General features: G+C 38.0%; 13 protein-coding genes. 5 read left to right on the top strand and 8 right to left on the bottom strand.

Annotation, left to right across the window (positions count from 1 at the left end; translation table 11 throughout):
• Positions 1-7 precede the first annotated feature (7 nt).
• Positions 8-874: an AraC family transcriptional regulator gene (locus AAGF08_RS06540; protein WP_343510344.1), complete on the bottom strand. Its 867-nt coding sequence runs from the start codon at positions 872-874 to the stop codon at positions 8-10.
• A gap of 132 nt (positions 875-1,006) precedes the next feature.
• Between AAGF08_RS06540 and AAGF08_RS06535 the strand changes: the two genes are divergently transcribed.
• The 4 genes from AAGF08_RS06535 to AAGF08_RS06520 all read left to right on the top strand — a co-directional run bounded on the left by AAGF08_RS06535 (position 1,007) and on the right by AAGF08_RS06520 (position 5,863).
• On the top strand, positions 1,007-1,897 hold the full coding sequence (locus AAGF08_RS06535) for a dihydrodipicolinate synthase family protein (protein WP_343510343.1): 891 nt from the start codon (positions 1,007-1,009) through the stop codon (positions 1,895-1,897).
• Positions 1,898-2,017: 120 nt separating this feature from the next.
• On the top strand, positions 2,018-3,472 hold the full coding sequence (locus AAGF08_RS06530) for an aldehyde dehydrogenase (NADP(+)) (RefSeq protein WP_343510342.1): 1,455 nt from the start codon (positions 2,018-2,020) through the stop codon (positions 3,470-3,472).
• Positions 3,473-3,508: 36 nt separating this feature from the next.
• On the top strand, positions 3,509-4,534 hold the full coding sequence (locus AAGF08_RS06525) for a 4-hydroxyproline epimerase (RefSeq protein ID WP_343510341.1): 1,026 nt from the start codon (positions 3,509-3,511) through the stop codon (positions 4,532-4,534).
• Positions 4,535-4,615: 81 nt separating this feature from the next.
• Complete coding sequence (locus tag AAGF08_RS06520; RefSeq protein WP_343510340.1) at positions 4,616-5,863, top strand: FAD-dependent oxidoreductase; 1,248 nt, start codon at positions 4,616-4,618, stop codon at positions 5,861-5,863.
• Positions 5,864-5,949: 86 nt separating this feature from the next.
• Here AAGF08_RS06520 and argJ read toward each other — a convergent pair whose 3' ends face one another.
• From argJ to argB, 4 genes are read right to left on the bottom strand one after another with little or no spacing between them, the layout of a single operon-like run.
• Positions 5,950-7,161, bottom strand: coding sequence for a bifunctional glutamate N-acetyltransferase/amino-acid acetyltransferase ArgJ (gene argJ, locus AAGF08_RS06515; RefSeq protein ID WP_343510339.1), 1,212 nt, complete (start codon positions 7,159-7,161; stop codon positions 5,950-5,952).
• 11 nt (positions 7,162-7,172) lie between these two features.
• The gene (gene argC, locus AAGF08_RS06510) at positions 7,173-8,216 is read right to left on the bottom strand and encodes an N-acetyl-gamma-glutamyl-phosphate reductase (RefSeq protein WP_343510338.1); all 1,044 of its coding nucleotides are present in this window, start codon (positions 8,214-8,216) and stop codon (positions 7,173-7,175) included.
• 1 nt (position 8,217) lies between these two features.
• Positions 8,218-9,411: an aspartate aminotransferase family protein gene (locus AAGF08_RS06505; RefSeq protein WP_343510337.1), complete on the bottom strand. Its 1,194-nt coding sequence runs from the start codon at positions 9,409-9,411 to the stop codon at positions 8,218-8,220.
• 3 nt (positions 9,412-9,414) lie between these two features.
• The gene (gene argB / locus AAGF08_RS06500) at positions 9,415-10,308 is read right to left on the bottom strand and encodes an acetylglutamate kinase (protein WP_343510336.1); all 894 of its coding nucleotides are present in this window, start codon (positions 10,306-10,308) and stop codon (positions 9,415-9,417) included.
• A 431-nt stretch (positions 10,309-10,739) separates the two neighbouring features.
• On the opposite strand from argB, the gene AAGF08_RS06495 reads away from it, so the two are divergent.
• The gene (locus tag AAGF08_RS06495; protein ID WP_343510335.1) at positions 10,740-11,141 is read left to right on the top strand and encodes a DoxX family protein; all 402 of its coding nucleotides are present in this window, start codon (positions 10,740-10,742) and stop codon (positions 11,139-11,141) included.
• A 73-nt stretch (positions 11,142-11,214) separates the two neighbouring features.
• Here the strand turns inward: AAGF08_RS06495 and AAGF08_RS06490 are convergent, their stop codons facing one another.
• Genes AAGF08_RS06490 through AAGF08_RS06480 form a run of 3 tightly spaced genes read right to left on the bottom strand, consistent with a single transcriptional unit; the run spans position 11,215 to position 13,161 of the window.
• Positions 11,215-11,757, bottom strand: coding sequence for a YceI family protein (locus tag AAGF08_RS06490; protein WP_343510334.1), 543 nt, complete (start codon positions 11,755-11,757; stop codon positions 11,215-11,217).
• Positions 11,758-11,773: 16 nt separating this feature from the next.
• Positions 11,774-12,694, bottom strand: coding sequence for a DUF5777 family beta-barrel protein (locus AAGF08_RS06485; RefSeq protein WP_343510333.1), 921 nt, complete (start codon positions 12,692-12,694; stop codon positions 11,774-11,776).
• A 29-nt stretch (positions 12,695-12,723) separates the two neighbouring features.
• The gene (locus AAGF08_RS06480) at positions 12,724-13,161 is read right to left on the bottom strand and encodes a Rieske 2Fe-2S domain-containing protein (RefSeq protein WP_343510332.1); all 438 of its coding nucleotides are present in this window, start codon (positions 13,159-13,161) and stop codon (positions 12,724-12,726) included.
• Positions 13,162-13,304 lie beyond the last annotated feature (143 nt).

The following is a 13,304-nucleotide window of genomic DNA, read 5'->3' as shown; positions in this document are numbered from 1 at the left end:
TCATTATTTAATTTAATTTTCTCCAGGATTTTGGCGTTTGCTCTGTCATCGTTTTAAAAGTTTTGTTAAAGTGTGACAAAGTCTGAAATCCTACTTGGAAAGAAATCTGAGAAATGCTCAAATCTGTCTCTAATAGTAGTTTTTTAGCTTCTGTAATTCTAAGTTGTTGTAAATATTGTGTGAAAGTTTTTCGGGTTCTCAATTTAAAAAATCTACAAAAAGCTTCTTTGCTCATAAATGCCACCTCTGCAATTTCATCAAGAGATATTGATCTATGACTATTCTCCAAAATGTATCGCATTACCTGATCCATTCTTTTCCCGTCCCTTTCTGAAAGTGACCTAATGACAGGAATCATATTTAATGCTTCAAGATCTGCAGAGTTAAAATCCAAATGAGATAAAATCTGGATAGACCGCTGAAGTTTTTCCAAACCTTTGAGTTCTTTGAATCCATCAAACAAATCTATAATCACTGTTTTTAGATCACTTTGAATCTTAAAACAACCATTTATCTGTTCATTCAACACGAATAAATCCCGAAAATCTTCTACTTCTTTTAAGGAAGACCCAAATGTTTGAAAATCAAAAAAAATAGTATTCCCAGCAATTCTTAGATCATTGTTTTCGTCAAAATATTCTGCATCACTTCTGAAAACATGGGGGATATTTTCGCCTAATAAAAATACATCGCCACTTTCAAACCTACCGACATAATCCCCCACCAGTAACTGACCTCTTCCCTCCAAAATAACTGTCAATTGACATTGTGGGTGTTGATGTAGATTATTATAAAAGTACTTCCCTCTGTCTTCTTGATACTGTACAAATGTATTTCCTGACTTAGGGATTTGAAATGAAATAACTTTACTCATTGACCTTTGTGACATTCAATTATTAAAAATTGATCAAATATTGTGATTTTTTAGTCAAAATAGAACCACTTTTTACTAATTGAGCCAATACATGTCAAAATCAAAGCAACTAATTTTGAAAGAAAAAACGATATGAATTGGAAAGGCGTATTCCCAGCTGTAACAACTAAATTCCATAAAGACGGAAGTCTGGATATGGACTTGTTTTTTAAAAACATCGATTTCCAATTGGAAGCGGGTGTTCACGGAATTATTCTCGGAGGAACTCTGGGTGAAAGCTCTGTCTTGAGTCAAGAAGAAAAAATCACTCTGACAAAAGAAACGGTTGATTATGTAGCAGGTAAAGTTCCAGTAATCTTAAATATTGCAGAAGGTGCCACTCAAGATGCATTATTTTGGGCAGCTAAAGCCAAAGAACTTGGTGCATCAGGCTTAATGATTTTACCTCCAATGAGGTATGCCGCAGATGCAAGGGAAGTAGTTGCTTATTTCAAAGCAGTAGCAAACAGCACTGATTTGCCGATCATGATTTACAATAACCCAATAGATTACAAGACATTGGTTACAATAGACATGTTTGCAGAATTATCTGAATGCTCTAATATTCAAGCCATAAAAGAATCTACAAGAGATATTTCTAACGTAACAAGAATGATCAATCGCTTTGGAGACAGATATCAATTGCTTTGTGGCGTAGATACACTGGCGATGGAAGAATTGTTGATGGGAGCAGTAGGATGGGTTGCAGGTTTAGTTTGTGCTTTCCCGAAGGAAACGGTGACTATTTTCAACCTGGTTAATGAAGGCAAGATTGAGGAAGCAAGAAAAATTTATCGATGGTTCCTTCCTTTATTGGAATTGGATATTCATCCAAAACTTGTTCAGTATATCAAACTGGCAGAATACCATTGTGGAATTGGGTCTGAGTATGTACGCGCGCCAAGACTTACCTTGATCGGAGAAGAAAGAGAAAGAATTGAGAAAATTATTAAGGAAGGCATCTCAAATAGACCTTCTATTTAAGAGTTAAGTTGTAATCACCTATTCTAAAGTCAGGGCTAAGGTTCAAAAAATTGTAACTTAAGCTCTGGCTTTCGCCTTATGAATTTTCTTATCCAACAAACTTTCAAATTTTAAATAACTATGAACCTCGATACTATATTTTCGGCAGCTCAAGAGGCATTCCTTTCTTACAAGAATCTTTCAAACTTTAAAAAAGCAGACTTTTTAGAAAAAATAGCAGAAATTCTTGAAGAAAACAGAAGTGCAATTGTACTGATGGCTGTTAGAGAGTCGAACTTACCAGAAGGCCGAATCAATGGTGAGTTAGGAAGAACAACAGGTCAAATAAAACTTTTTGCTTCACAAGTTAGAGACGGAAGCTGGCTAGAGGCTACCATCGACCCAGCTGATCCTAATAGAACTCCACTTCCAAAAGCAGACATTCGTCGCATGCTTACTCCAATTGGACCTGTAGTAGTTTTTGGGGCAAGTAATTTCCCATTAGCATTCTCAACTGCTGGAGGGGATACTATTTCTGCCCTGGCAGCTGGTTGCCCAGTAATCTATAAAGGACACCCGGCTCATCCAGATACTTCAAAATTTGTAGGAGAGTGCATCAGTCAGGCTGTGAAAAAGTCAGGCTTACCTGAGGGAGTTTTCACTCATGTAGAGGGTGGAGTAAAAATGGGTCAGGACTTAGTCAAGAACCCATTAGCAAAGGCTGTAGCATTTACGGGTTCTTTTGGAGCAGGTAAATCGTTATTTAACATTGCCAATGATAGAAAAGTACCTATTCCAGTCTATGCAGAAATGGGCTCTGTTAATCCTATTTTCACCTTCCCTCAGCGATTGGCTAATGAATTGGTTCCAATGGCCCAAAGCTTTGTAAGCTCTTTGACTCTTGGTTCAGGTCAATTTTGTACCAACCCAGGTTTAATATTTGTTCCTAAAGATTTGGCTTCAAGATTTGAAAATGCTGTTTCTGAGGCTTTAAAATCAGCAGCTGAAAGTCCCATGCTTCATGAAGGGATTGCCTCATCTTATTACACAGCTATAGAAAACTTGAAAAGCCGACCTGAGTTAAAATGGGTGAAAGTCCCAGATGCAAAGCATTTAATCAATGTGAGTCCTGCATTGGCAGAAATTAAAGCTTCTGATTGGATTGCAGATGAATTGTTTCAAGAGGAAGTTTTTGGATCTTTTGCTTTGATGGTCGTATATGAAAATGAAAGTGAATTAATCGAAGTAGCCAAAAGAGTTCATGGCCAATTAACTATCACCTTATGGGCTGATACTTCTGAGCTCAAGTCTCAAGAAGAATTAATCAATCTTCTAGAAGAAAAATGTGGCAGGTTACTTTTCGCGGGAGTACCTACCGGGGTAGAAGTTGGATATGCCATGCAGCATGGAGGACCATTTCCTTCCACAACAGATGCAAGAAGTACTTCTGTTGGAGCTCATGCTATAAAAAGATTTGCAAGACCAATTGCTTTCCAAGATATGCCGTCCGAATTACTCCCCGACGCTTTAAAAAATGATAACCCACTGGGAATAATGAGACAGGTGAATGGGAAGTTTACAACTGAAAAGATTTGAGAAAGAGATAGCAATTTCACTATTGAAAAATTCTGAATGTCTAATATAAAAGACTCGGCATCTTCAAGACATACCTTTTCTTGCATCGATGCACACACTTGTGGAAACCCTGTCCGAGTAGTCTCAGGCGGGGTTCCCTTCTTAGAAGGAAATAGCATGTTGGAAAGACGACATTTTTTCCTAAAAAACTATGACTGGATCCGTACGGGATTGATGTTTGAACCTCGTGGGCACGATATGATGTCTGGATCTATGCTTTTCCCTCCACATAATCCTGAGAATGACGTAGCTGTCCTTTTTATTGAAACCAGCGGATGCTTGGCAATGTGTGGGCATGGAACAATAGGTACAGTTACTGTAGCCATTGAAGAGGGTTTGATTTATCCCAAAACTCCGGGGCAGCTTCGTTTAGAAACTCCTGCCGGACTGGTTTTAGTAGCGTATAAGCAGGAAGGGAAGAAGGTCAAATCAGTTAAATTAACCAATGTGAAAAGCTTTTTGGCTGAGGAAGGTTTGGAAATAGAATCCGACGAGCTTGGTAAACTTGTGGTTGATGTAGCCTATGGGGGAAATTTCTATTGTATTGTTGATCCCCAAGAAAATTTTCCAGGCTTAGAACATTTCAAAGCGGAGCAGTTGATTTCAATGGCTCGTTCACTTAGGAAAAAAATGAATGCGAAATACCAGTTTGTTCATCCAGAACATGACAAAATTCGAGGTCTTTCCCATATTCTTTGGACAGGAAAAACTTTAGACCCGACCAGCACAGCAAGAAATGCCGTCTTTTATGGAGATAAGGCTATTGACAGATCCCCCTGTGGAACAGGAACATCTGCAAGATTAGCTCAATGGTATGCAAAGGGTTTATTGAAGCCAGGAGAAGATTTTATTCACGAGAGTTTTATTGGATCCAAGTTTATCGGAAGAATTGAAGAAGTAACCGAAATAGCAGGAAAACCCGCAATCGTACCAAGCATCGAGGGTTGGGCGAAAGTTTACGGGTATAATACGATCATACTTGATGACGATGACCCATACGTGCATGGGTTCCAAGTAATATAAATTGTACGAAGTACAAAGTACCAGGTAACAAGTCATATTGGCTTGTCTTGGTACTTGGTACCTAGTACTTGATACTAAAATATGAAACCAACCATCATTATAGGGGGCGGAATAATCGGACTTTTCACGGCCTATTTTCTTCAAAAAGAAGGAGTTGAAGTCCTAATTATAGACAAAGAAGATCTGAAGGACAATTGCTCCACTGGCAATGCAGGAATGATTGTGCCAAGTCATATCATCCCATTAGCTGCACCGGGAATGATCAGCAAAGGAATTTCCTGGATGTTTTCGTCAAAAAGCCCTTTTTATATTCATCCTCGATTTGATGCCAAGTTGCTTAAATGGTGTCTTCAATTTTTCAAATCAGCTAATGCGTCCCATGTTGAAAGAAGTATCCCCTTTTTAAAAAATCTTAGCCTTCTGAGTAAGGCTTTGTATCAGGAATTCAGGGAGGAACATCCAGAATCTGCCATTGCTTTACAGGAAAAGGGCTTGATGATGATTTATCAAACAGAGGCAATAGAGAAAGAAGAGGTTGAATTTGCTCATTTGGCAAGAAAAAACGGTTTAGAAGCAGATATCCTAAGTCCAAAAGACATAGGAAATATTGAGCCCAACCTTGAAGTTAAAGCAAGAGGAGCTGTCTTGTTCCCAGGAGATGCACATTTGGATCCTGGAAAACTATATGGTTTTCTAAAGGACTATCTGGTGAAAAAAGGAGTTACTTTCTTTACCAATACAGAAGTAAAGAGCTTCGAGAAAAGTGGTAATAAAGTCAATGCGATCATTACAAATGATGGGAAGATTGAGGCTGAAAAAGTGATTCTTTGTGGAGGGTCATGGTCTGGTGAACTTTCAAAAATGCTTGGTTTCTACTTACCTATGATGGGAGGTAAAGGATATTCTTTTTTGCAGAAAAACAAGCCTGAAATTAAACAGGCAGCAATTCTAACGGAAATGAAAGTCGCTGTAAGTCCGTATGGAGAGCACATTCGATTTGGAGGTACCATGGAAATTGCAGGAACAAATCAAAAAATTAATATCAACAGAGTTAAAGGAATCTTTGAATCCATTAATAGATACTATCCTGATTTTGAAGCAAAATTTCCTGAGGAAAATAAAATCTGGAAAGGCCTTAGACCATGCTCTCCAGATGGGCTCCCCTACATTGGTTTCGCACCAGGATTTTCCAATGTTTTAGTAAACTCCGGCCATTCAATGATGGGAGTAAGTTTAGCTCCAGGTTCCGGCAAAATCATCAGTGAACTTCATCAGCAGAAAGACCCTGTTTTGGAATTAAAAGGTTTTGAAGTGGGTAGATTTAGCTAAATAACTGTATAGTTTTATTTTCTAATTCTAAAAAAAATGGCCTCTATAAGATATATAGAAGCCATTTTTTATTTTTAGGATGAACTTTAAGTCGTATATACTGAATTAAACATTACATAATCCGTGGTCAAATCACTCCCCCACCCAATTCCCTCTTCTTCGCCTGAGTTGAGTTCAAGTAAGATCTGGATTTGAGATTCACGAAGTAATTTTTTCATATATGCTTTATCAAAAACCAAAGGATTTCCTTTTTCCAAAACCTGAACGAGGTGATTTTGATCTCCTATAAATAAATTGACTTTTTTATAGTTGAACGGTACACCCGCGTTACCACAAGCAGCGAGAATTCTTCCCCAGTTGGGATCTCTACCAAACATCGCTGTTTTCACTAAGGTAGAATCAGAAATAGCCCTTATTAGGGTTCTGGCAATTTGTTCTGATTTAGCTTTGGTTACTTTATATTCAATAAATTTTGAAGCCCCTTCCCCATCAGAAACGATAAGCTTTGCTAAATGGGTCAGAATTTCCAATAATTTAGATTGAAAAACTTCGTATCCAGGATCTTCCTTACTTTCTACTTTTCTATTTCCGGCTAATCCATTTGCCATGACTGCGACCATATCATTGGTAGAGGTGTCCCCATCAACTGTAATCATGTTGAAGGTACGATCCACACAGAAGCTAACAGCTTCTTGAAGAAGTTTTTCATCGATATTAAAATCTGTGACAACAAAAGCCAACATAGTTGCCATATTTGGATGTATCATCCCAGATCCTTTGGCAACCCCAGCAAGATTGATGGTTTCACCTTCATGTTTAAATTCTATAAAACCTTCTTTTGCAAAGGTGTCGGTAGTCAAGATGGCATTGGCTACAAAAGAACCTGCCTTCAATTCATTACTTAGCTTTGGAAGATTTACCTTAAGACCTTCCACCACATCTTCAGTTGGAAATTCCACCCCGATTATTCCAGTAGAGGCTACAATTACATCGTCTTCATCAATTCCCAATATTTCTGCTGTGGTTTTGACCATCGCCTCTGCTCCTTCTCTTCCTTGGTCACCTGTACAGGCATTGGCATTTCCGGCATTACAGATAATCACTTGAGCCTTATTATTCTTAAGATTTTTTTCCGTGATCTTGATCGGCTCTGCTCTTACTTTATTCTGAGTCAATGTTCCCGCAGCCGCAGCTGGTACTTCGGAGTAAATAATAGCCAAGTCACGCTTCATGGACTTAACTCCTGTGTGTGCTCCCCAACATTTAATCCCTCTTACATTTGTTATATTTTGAATCATTTTTATTCCCGTTAAGGTTTTAGTGGTAGTTGATTCAACCCTGTATCCTCAGGGAAATCAAACATCAAATTCATATTGTGAACTGCCTGACTAGCTGCTCCTTTGAGTAAATTATCTATTGCAGAAATTGCGATAACTCTTTCAGTCCTCTCGTCCCAAACCGGAAAAACATCACAAAAGTGGCTTCCCCTTACGTCCTTAATTCCGGGCGCAAGGTTTCGAAGTCTTACAAAGGGTTTGTCTTTATAAAAATCTCGGTATAATTCCGTGAGTTTTTCTTGATTCATTTTGCCCTTGACCTTTGCATAAGCAGTCACCAAAATCCCGCGATCTACAGGTAAAAGATGAGGAGTAAATTGTACCATAATCATATTTCCAGACAAACGGCCTAATTGCTCCTCGATTTCTATCGTATGGCGGTGACCTGCAATTCCGTAAGCCTTAAAATTCTCATTGACATTAGAAAAATGAGTCGTTGCATTGGCCTTTATTCCAGCGCCAGTCAACCCGGATTTTGCATCAATTATGACCGAATTTTCTTCAATCAACTTGTGCGCGAACAATGGTGCTAAACTAAGAATTGAAGCAGTTGGATAACAGCCAGGGTTAGCAACAAGATTTGCGTCACTTATTTTTTTCGCAAATAATTCCGGTAAACCATATACACTCGATTCAAATCCTTCTGGATAACTATGTTTTTTTTGGTACCATTCCTCATATACTTCTTTTGATGAAAGCCTAAAATCACCTGACAAGTCAATAATTTTTGCTCCAGATTCTTTCCATTTAGCCACAAAATCCATTGAAACCCCGTGAGGAAGCGCTAAGAAGATGACATCCAAGTATTCTTTATCCACTTGATCTGCTGAAACTAAAGGAATATCAAGTCTATTCAGAAACTGCGGATGCAAATCTGAGAAGGGTTTTCCAACATGAGACTCCGACGTAATCATAGAAATCATCACCTGAGGATGATTTAGTAATAATCTTGCCAATTCAGAGCCCGTAAACCCTGAAGCACCTACAATAGCTACTTTTATTTGATGATTACTCATATTAGGCTGTGATTGAAGTTTCTTCTAAAATTTCATCAAGCTTATCCAGGAAGACCTGAAGTTCTTCCTTGTGAATATTCAATGCAGGAACCAATCTTAAAATATTTACCGCAGTAGCATTGGCAATAATTCCTTCCTCAAGTAATCGTTTAACCAGGGGTGCTCCGGGAGATTTCATTTTTACACCAAGCATTAAGCCCAATCCTCTCACTGACTCCAATTCATCGTGTCTTTCAATAAGCTCTTCTAATTTCCCTCTGAGCCATTCACCTGTTTCTGTTGCTTTTTTACAAAGTTTCTCTTCATTGATCACCTCGATAGTAGCGATTGCAGAAGCTGCAACCAGTGGATTCCCTCCAAAGGTAGTTCCATGATCTCCAAACTCAATCGCTCCGGCAACTTTCTCATTGCACAGAATTGCACCGATGGGTGCCCCTCCACCAAGGCCTTTTGCCAAGGTCATAATATCAGGTTGAACGCCAAAATGGTCTTTAGCAAACCAATTACCTGTCCTTCCTATTCCGCATTGAATCTCATCAAAAATCAATAAAACCCCTTTTTCGTCACAGACTTTTCTGAGATCCTCCAAATATCCTTTTTCCGCAGGAATCACTCCTCCTTCTCCTTGGATTGGCTCTAAAATCACCGCTGCGGTCGTCTCATCAATTGCAGCTTTTACTGCCTTTAAGTCATTGAAAGGTACTTGAGTAAATCCTGTGGGGATAGGTCCGAATCCTTGCTGATATTTTTCTTGACCTGTGGCAATGGTTGCTAGCGTTCTTCCATGAAATGAGTTTTGCATGGAAATGATTTTTCCACCTCTTCCATGCTTGTGAGCATATCTTCTCGCAATCTTTATTGCTCCTTCAACTGATTCAGCACCACTATTGGTCAAAAATACCCGATCAAGACCTGAAATCTTCACAAGTAATTCACTGAGAGCCACTTGCTGAGGGCTGACAAAAAAGTTAGAGATATGCATCAATTCAGCCGCCTGCTTTTGGATGGCCTCTACCACTTTTGGATGACAATGACCTACGTTATTGACCGCAATACCTGCCAGTAGATCGATGTATTCTTTTCCATTTGCGTCCCAAAGACGACTTCCTTTTCCTTTAATAAATGCTAAGGGAAAGCGATTGAAAGTTGGTAAATAATTTTCCTTGTCTTGGTTATATAAATCTAGATTATTCATAGTCTATTTAAGTGTCAAAGTAGTTCCGATACGTTGTTCATCTATAGCATAACTTGTGATTTGATCCGGCTTTGTTCCATTCAGAATAATGGATTTACCGACTCCTTCTTTTAAAGCCGCTACACAAGATTGAATTTTTGGGATCATGCCGCCTTGGATCGTACTTCCCATATGCTTTTGTACTTCCTCTTCGTTTAATTCATGAATGATAGAATTGGGATCAGGGTATTTTAAAAATAATCCATCTACATCTGTCAGCACGATGAATTGATCTGCATGAATAGCGGCAGCGAGCTTGCCTGCGAACGTATCTGCATTGATATTGTAACTCTCTCCATCAGGTCCATCAGCTATACACGCCACAACTGGGACAAAACCAGATTTGCAAAGTGTATTGATCAAGGTCTCTTCTATTTCGATAATCTCACCTACCAAACCTAAATTTACCAGATCGCCATTTGCATTAAAATGATTGTATTTTTTAGCTTTTACCATTCCTGCGTCCTTCCCGGACAATCCTATCGCTTTGACTTTGTTAAAGTTTAAGGTCGAAATAAAATTAGCATTCACCTCTCCGATAAGAGCTTTTTGAATTTCTATGAAAGCTGGTACCTCGGTAACTCTCAGCCCATCCACAAACTGGGATTTTATGGATGCTTTCTCTAGCGCTTTATTGATGAAGGGGCCGCCACCATGAACCATGATGACTTCAAATCCCGCTTGTTGTAGTTTAAAAATTTGCTTCGCAATCTCATGCTGTAATTCAGGATTTACCATCGCATTCCCACCATACTTAATGAGAATTCTTTGCTTGGACATTTTTACTTTTTTTACATTAAATTGATTTTTTCCTGAAATGAATTTTCCGTTTGAAAGCTCATTTCCGGATCCAATCATACTTGGATTTGAATAGATAAAGGTTTATAACTGGATAAAGTATGTTAGATATTATTTTTAACCCTAGAAATAGAACAACCTTCGTACCGAAAAGGGCATTTTTACAATAAGAACTCGTCTATTAGAATAATTAAAAATTATTTCTTTTTAAAGTACAATTTTAATATCAAATCGTTTAATGAGGTGACATGCTGTCAGGGGAAAACCTTTCACCAAGAGAGGTCAACTATTCATAAGAAGCATTATTTTACCCCAACTTGAGGAAAATAGCCGCTTGATATTTAAAAATGGGAATTCATGAAGAATCCTTGAATCTCCCCATCTTCAATTTCACTACCGATTGTTAAGAAATATTGCAGTTATTGTAAATCCAATTCTATAATCCTTGAATATTTTTATTTTAAATCTTCATTAGAAAAAAGTTTAACATTATGAGTAACCCAATTATAAAAAATATAGGAAAACTGTTCATACGTCTTGCTGCAGGAGCCATGATACTAACCCATGGAATACCCAAAATAGGTAGGCTTTTTGGGGAAGGTCCGGTAAGGTTTTCCGATCCTTTCGGTCTTGGCCCAGAAATTTCTTTAACCTTAGCAACATTTGCTGAGGTTATCTGTGCGGCTTTGGTCATGATCGGATTCAAAACGAGGCTTGCTACAATTCCATTGATGATCACAATGCTCACTGCAGCCTTTTATGCTCATGCTGACGATCCTTTCGGCACCAAAGAAAAGCCACTATTATTCTTTATACTCTTTGTGGCTATAGTGGTAATGGGTCCGGGTAAATTTTCAATTGATGGAATGAAAAAGAAAAGAAGTTTATTTTGATCTAACAAATCATCAAAATATCAGGGAAGATTGTTTTTCAGAAGATTAACTCAAAACTGAATGAGTTTAATTTCTATTTCTTTATCAAAGTCATAGACCCGGTCACGTCCACCACTTCTGCGATCTTATTAAAAACAATTGTTGGGATGTCAATTTTGTAATCCTCTAATTTAATAGGGAATTTAAAATCAAGTTTCAGCTGATTTCCATTGGACACAATCGTACCTGGAATACTTACTGATTTTGTAACGCCATGAATGGTCATTGTTCCTTCGGCAGTAGCCTTATAAGTCCCCACCGTTTTAAGGTCTAATGCCTCTTTGAACTTCCCTTTGAATACGCCAGTCGGATATTTCTCACTTTCCAGATAATTCTCGTTGAAATGTTCCTGCATCAATTTATTGGGAAAATCAAAATCAGTGATTCTCATTTGTACAGCAATCTCATTATTATCGGCATTGATGATTGAGGCGACAGTCTTATTGACTGCTTGAATATCTTCCAAAGGAGCATCGGAATAAAATGAAACCTGTCCATTATTTGTAGAATATAGCGTTTGCGCATTCGTTAGAAAACAGGCAAAACAGAATATCAGAACCAGATTAATTTTTTTCATTTTCATAATTTTATGATCATCGACCTCTATCAAAGCTGAAGGTCCGAGCGATATTAAACCCATAGAAAATGTCTGCATTTTCCCAGGTTCCTGTATTTAACGCAATAAAATGTCTTTCGATCATTCCTCGTGCATTGGTAAAGTGCAGCTGAAACACATGCCCTCCAGTATCGATATCAAAACCAAGAGATAGCGAATTATGATAGGGGTAGGGAACGCCAGTTTCAGCTTGATAGGGATCCCTATCTACAAAATTGTAATAGTATTCTACCGAAAAGGTAACTCTTGAACTTATCTTATACCTTCCTCCCATTCCCAGAGAAAAAAGATTATTGTCGAAAAGGGTGTTTTCAACTTTATTGATATGTATAAAAGTGGGCATTAATTGAAACGAAAATTTCTCATTAAACTTCCTGGCGATTAATGCCTGAGTGGTATAGGTGAGCCGCTCCTTGTTATTATAAAATTTCATTTCACTTCCGGAATTCATCACATAGCCCGTTGGCATGGTATTTACAGCTAAGCTTCCATAAGCTGTTAAAGTAAATGGGAAAACATTGGATTGCCTTAATAACTTGTATTTGGAGTAGAAATCGTATGTTTTTTCCTCCGAACTTCTACCCACTCCTATTAGCCATTGATCTGTCAGTCCATACTCCAGACCCAATCGAATCCTAGCCTCATCCAATCCAAAAAAGTTGGAAAGAAAACCACTATTCACTGACCCAAAACGGTGAGAAATCCAAAAATTCAGATGCTTCTTGGAAATTGTTTCTATGGTTTGTCCATTGATTAATCGGGTGGCTTTGAAGGTAGCTTGTGTATAAACCGTTTCTTTGGAAAGATCCTCGTTGAGCATATTCAACAGATCATCTTGGGCCGAAACGGATGTTATAATCATCACTAACGCAAAACTCAAAAGGCTGTGTCTTAGCATGGCTTAATAAAAGTAAATTGAACTAAAAATTAGGCATAAATCCTCAGAGATGTACCTGTAAACTCAGTATTATAGGCTTTTATTCCTTTTCTTCCTTCGGAATTAAGGCCAACTCCCTCTAAGGTATATTTTGCGCCATGCTCCGTGCAATAGAAACCTGAACCTTGGTAGATTACTTTAGATTTATTTTCATGGGAACAAACCTGAGTTACAGCTGCAAATACATCTTGTGAAACTCTTGCTATCACCACTTTATTTACGATCAGATAATTCCCAACCGTATTTAAGGGAGCATTCGCAGGTTCCGTTAAATCTAGTGTAAAATCTATTCCGACACCTCCAGAAGGATCACCTGCTTCATTGATACAAGAGGTTAAAGTAGAAGCCCCACAATAAATAGCTAGCAAAGAAGCACCTTTGAATCCCAATGATTTTAAGAATTCATTTCTTGAAATTTTATCTTCCATAATAGTGGTTTGAATGGTTAAACGATTACAAGTTCAAGAAATTTCATTTATATAATCCTTCAACGATTATTAAGATTTCCTTAAGATGTACTTACGAAGTATTTTAATATTCGGTTTATTTTCAAATTATTCTTTTTTGGAAC

It is taken from the genome of Algoriphagus sp. SE2 (genome assembly GCF_039563885.1).
In the GTDB taxonomy this organism is placed as follows: Bacteria; Bacteroidota; Bacteroidia; order Cytophagales; family Cyclobacteriaceae; genus Algoriphagus.
This window is presented reverse-complemented; position numbering and strand designations above follow the sequence as displayed.